Annotated in this window: 15 protein-coding genes; 9 read left to right on the top strand and 6 right to left on the bottom strand. The window is 54.6% G+C overall.

Features of this window, described 5'->3' with window-relative positions; translation table 11 throughout:
• Position 1: 1 nt before the first annotated feature.
• From B3007_RS13040 to B3007_RS13030, 3 genes are all read right to left on the bottom strand, one after another.
• The gene (locus B3007_RS13040; protein ID WP_301377871.1) at positions 2-979 is read right to left on the bottom strand and encodes an efflux RND transporter periplasmic adaptor subunit; all 978 of its coding nucleotides are present in this window, start codon (positions 977-979) and stop codon (positions 2-4) included.
• Positions 976-2,253 (bottom strand): TolC family protein, encoded by a 1,278-nt coding sequence (locus B3007_RS13035; RefSeq protein ID WP_301377872.1) that lies wholly within the window; start codon positions 2,251-2,253, stop codon positions 976-978. Before B3007_RS13035 ends, B3007_RS13040 begins: the two co-directional genes overlap by 4 nt.
• 75 nt (positions 2,254-2,328) lie before the next feature.
• Entirely contained in the window at positions 2,329-2,709 is a 381-nt protein-coding gene (locus B3007_RS13030; protein ID WP_297533331.1) for a hypothetical protein, read from the bottom strand.
• A gap of 83 nt (positions 2,710-2,792) precedes the next feature.
• On the opposite strand from B3007_RS13030, the gene B3007_RS13025 reads away from it, so the two are divergent.
• The 4 genes from B3007_RS13025 to B3007_RS13010 all read left to right on the top strand — a co-directional run bounded on the left by B3007_RS13025 (position 2,793) and on the right by B3007_RS13010 (position 4,617).
• Positions 2,793-3,377 carry a sigma-70 family RNA polymerase sigma factor gene (locus tag B3007_RS13025; RefSeq protein WP_068435975.1) on the top strand — a complete coding sequence of 195 codons (585 nt, stop codon included), beginning with the start codon at positions 2,793-2,795 and terminating at the stop codon, positions 3,375-3,377.
• A gap of 2 nt (positions 3,378-3,379) precedes the next feature.
• On the top strand, positions 3,380-3,574 hold the full coding sequence (locus B3007_RS13020) for a zf-HC2 domain-containing protein (protein ID WP_273092262.1): 195 nt from the start codon (positions 3,380-3,382) through the stop codon (positions 3,572-3,574).
• A 103-nt stretch (positions 3,575-3,677) separates the two neighbouring features.
• Complete coding sequence (locus B3007_RS13015) at positions 3,678-3,989, top strand: hypothetical protein (protein WP_301377873.1); 312 nt, start codon at positions 3,678-3,680, stop codon at positions 3,987-3,989.
• A gap of 28 nt (positions 3,990-4,017) precedes the next feature.
• Positions 4,018-4,617 (top strand): DoxX family protein, encoded by a 600-nt coding sequence (locus B3007_RS13010; protein WP_068435981.1) that lies wholly within the window; start codon positions 4,018-4,020, stop codon positions 4,615-4,617.
• A gap of 103 nt (positions 4,618-4,720) precedes the next feature.
• Here B3007_RS13010 and B3007_RS13005 read toward each other — a convergent pair whose 3' ends face one another.
• Complete coding sequence (locus B3007_RS13005; protein ID WP_301377874.1) at positions 4,721-5,626, bottom strand: lysophospholipid acyltransferase family protein; 906 nt, start codon at positions 5,624-5,626, stop codon at positions 4,721-4,723.
• Between the two features lie 155 nt (positions 5,627-5,781).
• Between B3007_RS13005 and B3007_RS13000 the strand changes: the two genes are divergently transcribed.
• Both B3007_RS13000 and B3007_RS12995 read left to right on the top strand, forming a co-directional pair.
• The gene (locus B3007_RS13000; RefSeq protein WP_301377875.1) at positions 5,782-7,419 is read left to right on the top strand and encodes a tetratricopeptide repeat-containing response regulator; all 1,638 of its coding nucleotides are present in this window, start codon (positions 5,782-5,784) and stop codon (positions 7,417-7,419) included.
• Positions 7,420-7,432: 13 nt separating this feature from the next.
• The gene (locus B3007_RS12995; protein WP_301377876.1) at positions 7,433-8,068 is read left to right on the top strand and encodes a sensor histidine kinase; all 636 of its coding nucleotides are present in this window, start codon (positions 7,433-7,435) and stop codon (positions 8,066-8,068) included.
• Positions 8,069-8,075: 7 nt separating this feature from the next.
• Here B3007_RS12995 and rsmD read toward each other — a convergent pair whose 3' ends face one another.
• A complete protein-coding gene (gene rsmD, locus B3007_RS12990; protein WP_068435301.1) occupies positions 8,076-8,633 on the bottom strand; it encodes a 16S rRNA (guanine(966)-N(2))-methyltransferase RsmD in 558 nt (185 codons plus the stop codon).
• Positions 8,630-9,397, bottom strand: a complete 768-nt coding sequence (locus B3007_RS12985) for a hypothetical protein (protein WP_301377877.1) — start codon at positions 9,395-9,397, stop codon at positions 8,630-8,632. Before B3007_RS12985 ends, rsmD begins: the two co-directional genes overlap by 4 nt.
• A gap of 95 nt (positions 9,398-9,492) precedes the next feature.
• Between B3007_RS12985 and ftsY the strand changes: the two genes are divergently transcribed.
• From ftsY to ftsX, 3 genes are read left to right on the top strand one after another with little or no spacing between them, the layout of a single operon-like run.
• On the top strand, positions 9,493-10,830 hold the full coding sequence (ftsY, locus tag B3007_RS12980; protein WP_301377878.1) for a signal recognition particle-docking protein FtsY: 1,338 nt from the start codon (positions 9,493-9,495) through the stop codon (positions 10,828-10,830).
• Positions 10,831-10,847: 17 nt separating this feature from the next.
• A complete protein-coding gene (gene ftsE / locus B3007_RS12975) occupies positions 10,848-11,546 on the top strand; it encodes a cell division ATP-binding protein FtsE (RefSeq protein ID WP_273092013.1) in 699 nt (232 codons plus the stop codon).
• On the top strand, positions 11,533-12,537 hold the full coding sequence (gene ftsX / locus B3007_RS12970) for a permease-like cell division protein FtsX (RefSeq protein WP_273092008.1): 1,005 nt from the start codon (positions 11,533-11,535) through the stop codon (positions 12,535-12,537). Before ftsE ends, ftsX begins: the two co-directional genes overlap by 14 nt.
• The last annotated feature ends 259 nt before the right edge of the window (positions 12,538-12,796 follow it).

Below are 12,796 nucleotides of genomic sequence, written 5' to 3'. Positions count from 1 at the left end.
CTTAGTGCTGATGGGCAGCACCGGATTTTCCGATGTCTGCTTTTATCAGGTAGCTGTTGTCGGTCACGTATTCTTCGCCCGGATTCAGCCCGGCCGTTATTTCGGTGAACTTCTCGTCACTGGCGCCGGTGGTAACCGGGCGTGCCTGGTACTCGCCGTCGTGATGTACAAACACCACGGTATTGCCTTCGTGGGTTTGCAGAGCACGATTCTCGACTCTTACCTGCGCGACGGTTTCGGCGGTTGTGATGTGAACAAGTGTCACCTCGCCCGGCGTCAGGTCGTCATGTGAGTTGGACACCTTAGCCCGCGCTCGCCAGTAGGGCCGGCCATGAGCGGGAGGGGCAATGGAATCGATCTGTGTCGAGATATTGTGGGCAGGCAGAGTTACTGGCTGTCCAGCTGCAACCTGAGTCCTTTGAGATGGGTGTACTGGGATTTCCAGCCAGAGCCCGGACAGGTCAACGATCACAAATAAGGGTTCGCTGCTCGCCAGGTTGCCTGACGCCGCATGGCTGTCGCTGATAACGCCTGAAATCGGTGATCTGACCTCATAGCGACTCAGGCTTTCATTGCTTTCGATGGTGGCCAGTGTTTGCCCTTTCTTAACGCTATCGCCGGGGGCGACCCGGACATCGGTAATCAGGCCGGGAAAGCGCCCGCTGAGCTGGATCTCCTGTTGAGGCGGTACTACCAGAGTCGCGAAGATGGGGAGTGTTTCGTTTACAGCACCAGACGATGCAACCGCCGTTATGATGCCGTTTGCGGTGGCCATCGCAGCAGAGATCTTCGTCGTCTCGCTACTATTATCATGCTCATGCTCATGCTCATGCTCATGCTCATGCTCTTGGTCATGACTATGCTGTTGTTCATGGCTATGCCCGTGGCCTTCTTCGTGCTCATGATCGCCAGATGCGTGTACTGTTAAAGACAGGCTAAGCAGCAGGCAGATAGCCAGAGAGTGTGGTCGATACATCATTGTGGGGTGTCCTGTGTTGTCTGGTTACTTACTGCCCGGGCGGTTAATTCTTCTATCAGGGTGCGGCTGATCAGAGCGGCGCTGGCACTGCTGATCAGCTGGCGCTCAGCCTCAATCAGTTCTTCCCGAGCGATATGCCAGTCCTGATAGCGGTAACGACCCTGGGCGTATCCCTGCCCGACCTCATCCATGGCTCGTTTAAGTAATGGGATGATTTTTTGTTGGTAGGTAATCACGCTGGCGGAGTGTTGCTGCAAGGCGCTCCAGGCGGTGTGAAGTCTTTGGGTTACTTCTCGTTTATGGGCCTGGTATTCATATTCACTCGCGACGGCACGCTGGCGGGCTGAAGTGGCTGCGGATGATCCGCGACGACCGCTGAAAAGAGGGATGCTGGCGGCCGCGCTCAGAGCCTCATCGCGACTCTCTGCAAAGTGAGTAACGCCGACCCGCCACTCTACGCTGCCGGCATTCTGGGCCTGTACCAGTGTCGAGTCGGCTTCTGCCAGCCGTGCTTTGCTGGCATACATCTCCAGGACCAGCGCATCATCAACAGCGCTCAGCAGCTGAGGAAACTGACCGGGCGGGGTACTCAGATCGAACAGGTTGCCTGTCAAGCCGAGCTCTCCGCGGGGCTCCCCGGGTGTCATCCAATAGCTTGTGAGTCGGTAAATATCGTTATCCAGCTGTAGGCGGGCCTGCGCTACGGCAGAGGCTGAGCGCTCCAGTGCCGCTTCAGCGCGAAGTTGATCGTTCATCGGAGCGGCGCCGCGCTGGTGGCGTTTTTCAACGACCGCCAGCGCCTGTCTATTCAGGCGCAGGCTTACTTCTGCAATCCTGAGCCTTTCCTGCGAGGCAAGCGCCGCTATGTAGGCGCGGGTAACATCGCTCAGTAACGATAAGGTCCGGGACTTACTCTGAGCTTCTGTGAGTTCGTAGGCCGATAGTGCCTGTTGGCGGCGGGCTCTGCGCTGCCCGCCCAGTTCGATAACCGACGACAGGGCGAGGATGTACTCAGCCTGTGCTGCCTGTTGGTAGCTGCCATTACCGATAAGGTTGTCGGCCTCGCCACTGAGAATAAGCGGCGGAGCTAACGCCTGCGTATCGACATTGGCCTTGCTGGCACGCTTAAGGGCCGAATACGCTCTGAATTGTGGGTGCGCCGCTTGCGTGCGCTGAATGGTTTCATCGAGGGTCAGGGCCTGAGATGGCACTGACCACAAGGTACTGAGGCTCACAATCAGGCCCACAGCACCGCGTGTTATTGGTGATTTCATAAAATTTCCTGAATAGCTGATCTGTCGGGCAGCCATAAGGCAGCCCGGCAACGAGTGGCGTTATCGTTCAGCTATTCAGGCAATCGGAGGGCGACAGATCCCAGTGACGGGAGAGTGCGGTGGCCGGACAAAAGGGCCGGACTGTTTAATAGTCACACTACTCAGTTGTGGTACCGACCAGCGCTGAGGCAGCGTGGTAGGAGTTGTGTGTTGGTGGCTGTGACAACCTGCGTGACCAGTTTCCGGGCAAGCGTCCTCTGCTGTATGGTCCTGATGCTCATGATCGCTATGGTGGGCGGCATCATGATGGGCAATGTCTGAGGCGTTGGGATCGGCAGCAAAGACATCCGTCACTTCATTAAAAGGAGCGAGATTCTGCAACATCAGCACAAGCAGCATCATCACCAGCGCAGGTGATGTTCGGGATAGCTGATGTTTGCGGTCAGTCGCTAGCATAGGTTGTCAGGGCGAATCTTTTCGCGAACTCTTATCGGGATCTTTTGGTATAGTCATATACGACTACTTCTAGGATCTCAGCAATGGCAGCAGAAAACCAGTTGCACGTGACCTTTCGTGACGAAGATATAGAAAGTCTGCGCAAGCAGATGCTCAGTTTTGCGCGACTGCAGCTCGATGATGAGCATCTGGCCGAGGATGCGGTGCAGGAAGCTCTGGCCGGTGCGTTGAAAAATGCCTCTTCTTTTTCCCGCCAATCGACTCTGAAAACCTGGGTTTTCTCTATTCTGCGAAGAAAAATTGCGGATGTACTACGTGGGCAATACCGGGAACCGGTGCGCGAAGCCTGTAAGGAATGCAGCACGGACGACGACGAACTCTTTGATGGACGTGGGCATTGGCAGGCGGGAGCGACCCCCAGGCGCTGGGGTGACACGCATGAACTGGCTGATAACACTCAGTTCTGGCAGGTGTTTGATATCTGTCTTGAGGCACTGCCCGCAGAGCAGGCAAGGGTGTTTATGATGCGTGAATTTATTGAGCTGGATTCCGCAGAAATCTGCGCCTCGCTTGAAGTGTCGACGAGTAACCTTCACGTTCTTCTGCACCGTGCACGCCTGAAGTTGCGGGCATGTTTATCTGATCATTGGTTCGAGAGGGAGGCCTGACTATGTTGAGCTGTGAGCAAGCTACCCGTTTGTTATCCGAAGGGCAGGACCGCACTTTAACCTTCCCCGAAAAAATGAACCTGAAAGTGCACACCGCAATGTGTTCCGGCTGCCGCGAATTTGGTCGTCAGCTGGGCTCGCTAAGAACCTTGATTCAGGAAGAAAAAGACGCTGGGCCTGCGTCCGGTAAAAAATAATTTCTGTTCCTGTAAGAAAAGTGTCGGCAGGTGCGACTTACTCTATGTGCGGCAGAACCGCTGCTAATTTATTAATCAGAGAGAAATCAAAATGAAAAAGACCATGACAACTTTATCTGCTGCAATGCTTCTTGGTGCCGCTTCGGCCACAGTCAGTGCTGCTGAAAATCCATTTGCATCACAGTCGCTGGAATCTGGTTATCAGGTTGCGGGCCACCATGCAGAAAAATCTACTGAAGGTAAGTGTGGCGAAGGCAAATGCGGTGCTAAGTCTGAATCTGAAGGCAAGTGCGGTGAAGGCAAATGCGGTGCTAAGTCTGAAGCCGAAGGTAAGTGCGGCGAAGGCAAGTGTGGCGGTGCCAAGTCTGAATCTGAAGGTAAGTGCGGCGAAGGCAAATGCGGCGGCTCTAAATAAGAGTCCTCTGGCAGAAAAAGGCTGACCGATGCTCAGAACAATGACTCAACACTATAACGCTGTACTTCAGCGGATCCTGCATCTCGATGGTCTTGCACCTCTGTTGCTTCGGCTTTATCTGGCGCCAGTGATGATGCAGGCGGGTTGGACGAAATTCCAGTCGTTCGACAGTACAGTGGCATGGTTTGGTAACGCTGACTGGGGCCTTGGGTTGCCATTCCCTGAGCTGATGGTTGTGCTGGCAGCAGGCACCGAGCTGGTGGGCGGTGCACTGCTGATACCGGGCATTGCAGTGCGGTTGGTCAGTATCCCGCTGATGGCGACCATGGTCGTCGCGGCCCTGACGGTGCATCTGGAATATGGCTGGCTAGCCATTGCAGACAGTAGTTCGTGGCTGGCCAATGAGCGTGTGCTGGAATCGGCGGAACGTCTCGAGCGGGCAAAAGGTATCCTGCAGGAGCATGGAAACTACAGCTGGCTTACCGGGCGTGGCTCCCTCGTTGTCCTTAACAACGGTATTGAGTTCGCAGCAACCTATTTTGTTATGTTGCTGACCTTGTTGTTTACCGGCGGTGGCCGCTATACCAGCGTTGACTACTATGTTTCACGCTTCCTGAATCGCAACTGAAATAGCGCATGCCTGAAACAAGCAGGGCCGCTGATTTATAGCGGCCCTGTTATTCCTGTCCTACATCTCGATCTTTCTGTCTGTCCTTAGTTCGTTCTGCGCATCAAGGTACCTTCGCGATTTTATAGGGGTTAATTCCGTCATTCGGGCGGCGCTTAAAGCGTTTATAGGTCCACTGATATTGAGCCGGGCATAGACGCACGCAGTTCTCGATAGACTGATTCATTGCCGTTGCGGATATTACGGGGTCTGGATCAAACTGCTCCGGCAGGGCGTCGAATAAATGAATATCGAAGCCTTCGGCATTGGGTAGGCGTTCGCCGAACGCATAAATCACCTGACAGCCGGTTTCGCGGATCATCTGATGCGGCAGTGTTGGTGTCAGGGTTTCAACCCCCATAAAAGGTGCGAATACGCCCCGCTCACGCTTGGGCTCCTGATCTGGCAGAAAGCCAACGACCTTACCCGCATTAAGAGTGGCGAATAACGCCTTCACGCCGCCACCCGTCGTCGGTACCAGTTCCGCACCGACGGCCTCCCGGCGGGAGACCATCCAATCGCTGAAATTCTTAACCTTTGCGGGCCGATACATAATAGTCGCCGACGTTAAGGTGGCCAGCCAGGCACTGACGATCTCCCAATTGCCAAGGTGCGGAGACATAAATAACAGGCCGCGTTTATCTGCGAGCTTTTGCTCTAACAGTTCCTGATTGTGGACCTTCCGGACCATTGTCAGCAGTTTTTCATGCGAGTAGCCCCACATGGGCCCCATCTCGCCGCCTGTCATGCCGTTCTGAATAAGCGTGTCGTAGAGCAGGGTCTCACGGTAATCCTCGCTTTTATCAGCAAAGCACATCGCCAGGTTCACCCGGGCAACTTCGCGTGATCGGGTCCGCTTTGATGCCAGTCGTTTCCCTAACAGACGACCGATACGTTGAGCGGTTGGCAACGACACAAGCCCCATAAGCTTGACCGCGCCAATCATCAGGTAGCCAATCAGATTATTCACATTTCTCACCTTCATCAGAGTGGCCAAAGTGTACAACCTACGCCATTGGCGGTCACTTTCTGAGCCTCTGCTAAGCTTAAATGATCCCCGCAGGATATGGGGAAACCAAACTTCAGCAAGATAACCAATTAGTCGCAGTCGGGATTGTCATCGTTATGACGGAAGCCAGCTTTAACCTGCAAGGACAGAAGATTCTCATTGTTGACGATCTCGTCGAGGCGCGCAGCGCACTGAAAAGTATGCTGACGGTACTGGGGGCTGATGATGTATACAGTGCAACCGATGGACGTGAAGCCGTTGAGTACATCATGGAGCACGATTTTGATCTTGTATTATCGGACTACAACCTTGGCAAAGGCAAAGACGGCCAGCAGATATTAGAAGAAGCCCGTTACACTAACCGCCTGCGCGCGACGGCCTCTTTCGTTATGATCACCGGCGAAAATGCCGTTGATCGGGTCATGGGTGCACTCGAATACGATCCGGATGCTTACGTCACCAAACCATTTACGCTCAGTATTCTGCGAGAGCGCCTGTATCGCCTGAGTAGTCTTAAGACAATTCTGTTGCCGATGAACAGAGCCATTGATCAGGGGCAGATCGACTGGGCCATTGAAGTCGCAGACCAGATCAGGGTCGAGCACCCTCGCCTGTTACTGCCCGTTTCCCGGTTGCAAGGTAAGTTGTGCCTGAAGCAGGAACGCTATGAGGATGCGCTTGAAGCTTACACTCGGGTTCTGGAAAGTCGCCCGGCGTCCTGGGCCCGGCTCGGTCAGGCAGTGTGCTTCCATTTTCTCGGCGACACTGATCAGGCCGTATCCCTGATTCGGGCAACTCTTCTCGACCATCCCTTGTATGTTCAGTGTCATGACTGGTTGGCGAAAATACTCGTGGGCCTGGGCAAGGGCGAAGAAGCTCAACAGGCGCTTGAGGCGGCGGTAAAAATTTCTCCCCGTGCTGTATTTCGGCAGCTTGAGTTAGGCCAGCTGGCGTTGACCAATGAGAGCTATACCGTCGCTCAGGACGCCTTCGAGCAGGCCATGAGACTGGCGCGTTACTCCTGCTATAAAAGTTCTTCGACATATCAACAGTTCGTTGAGGCAGCGCAGCATAATCTTGATGCCGAGCAGACCAAAGAGAACCGTTTGTTGTGTAGTAAAGCGTTACGGGCTCTTGATGAGATGAAACAGGAGTTCTCCGGCAACATGGGTGTAGTCTTTGATGCGACGATCGCAGAGAGTCGCACCTATCAGGCGGTTGAGGATGACAACAAAGCCCGGAGTAGTGCAGATAAAGCCGAAGGCATACTGGCACGCATAAAAGAACCCACGGGCGAACAGCAACTGACGATGACTGAGGTGTATATCGATACCGGCCAGTCTGAAAAAGCGGTTAACATGGTTCAGACCATGAAGGATCAGGGAGTCGCCAGTAAGTTGTTGCAACGGTTGGGTGCAATCGAGGAGCGCCTGTCCAACATCAATGCGCGCGAGAAATCAGCCGAGTTAAACGAGAAAGGCGTGGCTCACTATGAGCGCGGGGAGCTCAAAGAAGCGATTGCAGCATTTGATCAGGCGACCCGGTTTGAAGAGGCGGGGATCAGTGTGCTCCTCAATGCGATTCAGGCAAAAGTCAGTTACATCGAAAACGAAGAGTTGGATGTTGGTCAGCTCAAAGATTGTTACCGTTTACTTCGCCGTATAGGCAGTGTTGGCCATTTTGATGACAGGCATGATCGCTACCAACGATTGAAAGAAACCTGTGAGCGGCTACGTCGATCGGCGGGCCTTTAGGGGAGGGGAGAGTATGAACCTGAAAGATCTTGCCGGTGCGATTATTCATGACCTTAAGAATCAGCTGCACTCTGTGCTGCTGGAGGGTGAAAAGGCCATGAGGGATATGCCAGAAGAATATCGGGATAAGCTCTATCCCGTATTTGCTCGCAGTCGCCGGGTTCATCAGGATGCGATGCAGCTGGTGACGCTATACCGGCTGCAGGAGCGCGGAAATTTCCCGGCAGATGATGCTTGGCCGGCAGATACTGTAAAACACGCGATTGAGTGTTTTAAGGTGCATTGGCCAGATGTTGAAGTGCATGTTGAAATTGATCCTGACTGTCAGGGGTATTACAACGATTCGCTGATGCAGATGGCGTTAACGAATCTGCTGAACAACAGTGCTCAGGCGGGCGCGGAGACCATCTCTGTGTCGGCCCAGGAGCAAGGCTCCGGACTCCTGATGCGCGTCAGCGACGACGGTCCGGGATACCCGGATGATGTTCTTGACGGTAGCGGCGACAGCGACAAAGAAGGCGGAACAGGCATGGGCTTGTATTTCACCGAACTGATCGTCGCTCATCATTCTACACCGGCGAAACCAGCCACTCTCGACCTGCACAATGCCGCCGGTGGCGGTGCAGAGGCGGTCATCACTTTACCCTGAGTGGGAGTCAGGCCGTCTCGCCAACCTCAAACAGGCGGAACACGAATTCTTTCGTGCCCTTGTTCTTCAGTTCTTCCCAGTGAGCAGGAAATTCAGGCTCGAGGCTGGCTTCGTGTTCGATGTATACCAGAGCGCCCGGTAACAGCGTCAGTTTGTTTAATGCAGGTTGTAGCAGATCTTTGCCGAACGGTGGATCGAGAAACACCAGATCGTAGGGCTCTGGGTTCTGGTCAAGCCACATCAGGGCATCTCCGGCCCAGACCTGGGCATTGCGGGCGTCAAGCTGCTTGAGATTGTCTTTCAGTTGAAACGCAGCCTTCGCGTGCTTTTCAAGGAAAATGACCTCTTTTGCGCCTCTGGAAAGCGCTTCAAACCCAAGCGCTCCACTGCCAGCAAACGCGTCGAGTACCCGAGCCCCCTCAATATCAGATTGCAGCCAGTTAAACACGGTCTCGCGAACACGGTCCATGGTAGGGCGCAGGCCATCAATTGCGGGAAAGCGCAGTCGGCGAGAACGCCACTGGCCACCGATAATGCGTAATTGGTGATGAGATTGTCGGCTCACTCAGAGCTCCGTGGTGCAGATGAATTCGCTTCTGTAAGACACTGCGCAAACGCTTCTGGTTCAGTGCGTTGCGATACGGCAAGTGCCTGATACAGTTGGAGAAAATACTCCTCAGACCGCTGATGGTAGGCAAGTTCTGCAGCAATGTCGATGGCCGAAACCGGGTTCAGCCACTCGCGCCGCAGGCGTTTAATTTCGTTCTCCCGGAAGCTTGCCCATGCTTCTCTGCTTGGGGCAGGTTTGCTCCCCGAAGCGGCGGGTTGTGCTACGCCCGCGCCGCGCTCCCGGTTCCACCATAAAGCGCCTGCTGCATGTGCTTGCTGACAAGCAGAGGTTTCTTTCTCAGGCGTGTCGGGTGTTGTCAGAGAAAGTTTCTGAATAAGAAACGAAGCAGCCTGCTGCATTTCAACGTCGGTCAGCGGGCCTTGCAGAGCGAGTCCTGCAGGACGCGGTGCTGCTATTGGGGTGATTTGGGTTGCGAGATGAGACGCCCACTCACTCGCGGGAACCTGAGTCCTGAATGCGTAGTGATCTTCGCCGGTAATGGATATCTGCAGACTGGATGATGCCGTGGCCTGCCAGTAGACAGGGACACCTTTATTGCTATGCCACAGGTGCCAGCCGGTATCTGCCAGCGGTGGGGCGTCTAAAGGTTCGAGGGGGGAGTCTTCACTGGTGGTAAAACTCAGATTGATGACCGTGATGATAAGGAGGCAGCCGATGATAAGAGCATTCAGGGTGCGACGGCTTAATCCATGGAACATCTAAGGAGAACTCCCTGTAAACAACTCATAGTGTTAGGATAGCACCCCATCAGCGCACATGCGCCCATCCTGACTGATCAGATTCAGAGACGCCGATGTTTGATTTTTTTAAACGTAAGAAGAAAAGCCCTGAGAATGCTCAGCCTGCAGACCAGCAGGCACCCCAACAGGTAGAAGAAACGAATGATGTAGCGGAAGCTTCCGAGGCTGCCAATCTGGTACCGGAGGCGCCGCTGGTTCAATCGGATGCTCCGGTCAGTGAAACTGAGGAGATCCTTCAGAAGGCTGTGGAGCCCGTTCCAGAGCCAGTGACAGAGGCTGTTCCGGAAAAAGAAGAGCCCTCGAAGAAAGAAGCACCCCAGGAAACAGCAGCGCCATCTGAGCCTGAAATCAAAGCAGACGTTGCAGCATCGCAGATTGCGGCTGATGATCTGGCTGCCGAGCCAGAAGACGTAGTCGACCCGGACGTAATGGTACCGGTGCCTGAAAAAGCCAAAGACGAGAAGAAAGGCTTCTTCGGGCGCATGGCGGCAGGCCTGAGCAAGACACGCTCTAACCTGACCGATGGCCTCTCGACTCTGCTGCTGGGCAAAAAAGAAATCGACGACGACATGATGGAAGATCTGGAAACCCAGCTCATCATGGCCGACGTAGGTGTCGAAGCGACGACCGAAATTATCGACCGTCTTACCAAGCGTGTGGGTCGTAAAGAGTTGCGTGATTCAGACGCATTGTACGAGGCTCTGATCGAAGAGCTTCAGGACATGCTCGCGGTGTCGCAGAAGCCACTGGTGATCGACAGTAGCAAAAAGCCGTACGTGATTCTGATGGTCGGAATCAATGGTGTGGGGAAAACGACGACGATTGGCAAGCTTGCGAAGCAGTTTCAGGCGCGCGGCAAGAGCGTCATGCTGGCGGCGGGTGACACTTTCCGTGCTGCTGCAGTAGAGCAACTTCAGGTCTGGGGTGAGCGCAATAATGTGCCCGTAGTCGCCCAGCATACCGGTGCGGACTCAGCGTCTGTGCTGTTTGATGCCGTGCAGGCAGCGACGTCCCGGGGCGTCGATATCCTGATTGCCGATACGGCCGGTCGTCTGCACAACAAAGACAACCTGATGCAGGAGCTGGAGAAAGTCGTTCGTGTTATGAAAAAGATCGACGACACCGCGCCGCATGAAGTGATGCTGGTTCTGGATGCGGGTACCGGCCAGAACGCGATTAACCAGACCAAAACCTTCCTACAATCGGTGGGCGTCACCGGCCTGACGTTGACCAAACTCGATGGTACAGCAAAAGGCGGCATCATCTTCGCACTGGCGAAGCAGTTTGGCCTGCCGGTGCGTTACATCGGTGTCGGTGAGAAAATCGAAGACCTGCGTCCGTTTAATGCGGATGACTTTACCCGGGCGCTGTTCCGGATCAGCGACGACTGACGGATTTTTCTATGCCAATGGTACGCTTCGATGGGGTCAGTAAAAGCTACCCCGGCGGTAAAGAAGCTCTGAGCAAGGTCAGTTTCGAACTGGCGCGCGGTGAGTTCGCATTTCTGACCGGGCACAGTGGCGCCGGTAAAAGTACCTTGCTCAAACTGATGTTGCAGATGGAGCGTCCATCAGAAGGTCAGGTGTTCGTTGACGGTGATTGCGTCAACACCATGAAGAGCTCTCAGGTGCCTTTTCTACGTCGTAAGGTGGGGGTGGTGTTTCAGAATCACCAGCTACTGTTCGATCGCACTGTTTACGATAACGTTGCCATGCCTCTTCTAATTGCGGGTTATCAACCTGCCGAAGCCGCACGCCGGGTTCGTGCCGCCCTCGACTCAGTGGGGTTGCTCGGCTTTGAGCGTCGCAACCCGATTGAACTGTCTGGTGGTGAACAGCAGCGGGTTGGTATCGCCCGCGCTGTGGTCAATAAACCCCAGTTGCTGCTGGCGGATGAGCCGACCGGTAACCTTGATCCTGAGCTTTCTGAAGAAATCATGAAGCTCTTTCTGCGTTTTCAGCAGGTGGGCGTCACCGTGTTGATTGCAACGCACGATATCGCCCTGATTGAGCGGATGGGCCATCGGCGCCTGATTCTGGATCACGGCACTCTTCACGACAGCGGTCCGCGCGCTGGTTTTGAGCGGGGTGACCATGTCCGCACCTGATTCTCCAAAACGCCAGACAGCGAATGCGCCCCGCAAACCTCAGGCAGGCGCCTCAACACACAAAATCAGTCTTAAAGACCGTCTTAATGGCTGGGCCCAGCAACACCAGCTGGTGGCTGTTGAAACCCTGATGCGATTGCTGACGAAACCGCTGGGCAGCATCATGACCTGGTTGGTTATCGCGATTTCACTGACTCTGCCCGGCGCCATGTGGATGACGCTGGATAACCTCAGCCAGTTGAGTAACCGCTTCCAGGCGTCAGGCAGCATGAGCGTTTATCTGAAAACCGCTGTTCAGAATGATCAGGCGCAACAGTTGTTGAGCAGAATTGAAAGCATGGACGGTGTCGCCGATGTACGTTTTATCAGCGCGGATGAGGCACTTGCGGAGTTCCGCGCCAGCTCAGGGCTGGGCGAAGCGCTGGACCTGCTGCCCGAGAATCCTTTGCCGGGCGTGATTGTGGTGGAGCCTGAGCTTGCTCTGCCGCAGCAGGACGTGATTGCACTGGCGGATACGCTGCGGAGCGAATCCCGCGTTGATAGCGTGGAGCTGGACACCGCCTGGCTTGATCGCCTGCATGCGCTGCTGGCTCTGAGTGAGCGGATTGTCTGGGTGATGGGAGCCTTACTCGCACTCGGTATCCTGTTGGTGGTCGGTAATACTATTCGCCTGTCGATCGCAGCGCGGGTTGATGAGATTCGTGTGACCAAACTGGTGGGGGCGACGAATGCCTGGGTTCGCAGGCCGTTCCTGTATACCGGCCTCTGGTTTGGCATGGTCGGTGGCCTGGTATCGTGGATACTGCTGGCAATCGGTTGGGCTCTGGTGAGCGGGCCTGTAGAAGATCTCGCTGCACTCTATGGCTCCGAGTATCGCTTGCTGCCTCTTTCTGCAGGCGCTGCACTGGTGCTGTTGCTGGGCGCTATGCTGCTCGGCTGGCTGGGCGCCTGGTGGTCTGTGGTGAGGCATCTGCACCGGATTGAGCCCTGATAACTGCGTATTACGTGGGTCTTCCGTGAGCTTTACGTTTACCGACACTCTATCGACACAATAGTAAGAGTAATGGCGCTATTATGATCGTATAAAGAACGGTGAATGGCATTGAAGGGAACTTATCCAGCCATTTGCGGTCTTAAATAGTGGTGCTAAACTTAGCGCTCGATTTTGATTATCACGCGTTTGAAAACATGACTTACGAGTGTAATCAGGTCGCTGTAAGTTGCTGATTGAGCAACAGAATTCCTTCAGG

The organism is Thalassolituus sp. UBA675 (genome assembly GCF_002297765.1).
Taxonomy (GTDB): domain Bacteria; phylum Pseudomonadota; class Gammaproteobacteria; order Pseudomonadales; family Oceanobacteraceae; genus Thalassolituus.
The sequence above is the reverse complement of the archived record's forward strand: the minus strand, read 5'-3'. Positions and strand labels throughout refer to the sequence as shown.

Excerpts from the sequence above, each read along its gene's own strand:
- B3007_RS13030 (WP_297533331.1), bottom strand. The coding sequence starts at position 2,709 with ATGCTAGCGACTGACCGCAAACATCAGCTATCCCGAACATCACCTGCG.
- B3007_RS13035 (WP_301377872.1), bottom strand. The coding sequence starts at position 2,253 with ATGAAATCACCAATAACACGCGGTGCTGTGGGCCTGATTGTGAGCCTC.
- B3007_RS13020 (WP_273092262.1), top strand. The coding sequence starts at position 3,380 with ATGTTGAGCTGTGAGCAAGCTACCCGTTTGTTATCCGAAGGGCAGGAC.
- B3007_RS12995 (WP_301377876.1), top strand. The coding sequence starts at position 7,433 with ATGAACCTGAAAGATCTTGCCGGTGCGATTATTCATGACCTTAAGAAT.
- B3007_RS13010 (WP_068435981.1), top strand. The coding sequence starts at position 4,018 with ATGCTCAGAACAATGACTCAACACTATAACGCTGTACTTCAGCGGATC.
- B3007_RS13025 (WP_068435975.1), top strand. The coding sequence starts at position 2,793 with ATGGCAGCAGAAAACCAGTTGCACGTGACCTTTCGTGACGAAGATATA.
- ftsY (WP_301377878.1), top strand. The coding sequence starts at position 9,493 with ATGTTTGATTTTTTTAAACGTAAGAAGAAAAGCCCTGAGAATGCTCAG.
- B3007_RS13000 (WP_301377875.1), top strand. The coding sequence starts at position 5,782 with ATGACGGAAGCCAGCTTTAACCTGCAAGGACAGAAGATTCTCATTGTT.
- ftsX (WP_273092008.1), top strand. The coding sequence starts at position 11,533 with ATGTCCGCACCTGATTCTCCAAAACGCCAGACAGCGAATGCGCCCCGC.
- B3007_RS12985 (WP_301377877.1), bottom strand. The coding sequence starts at position 9,397 with ATGTTCCATGGATTAAGCCGTCGCACCCTGAATGCTCTTATCATCGGC.
- B3007_RS13015 (WP_301377873.1), top strand. The coding sequence starts at position 3,678 with ATGACAACTTTATCTGCTGCAATGCTTCTTGGTGCCGCTTCGGCCACA.
- ftsE (WP_273092013.1), top strand. The coding sequence starts at position 10,848 with ATGGTACGCTTCGATGGGGTCAGTAAAAGCTACCCCGGCGGTAAAGAA.
- B3007_RS13040 (WP_301377871.1), bottom strand. The coding sequence starts at position 979 with ATGATGTATCGACCACACTCTCTGGCTATCTGCCTGCTGCTTAGCCTG.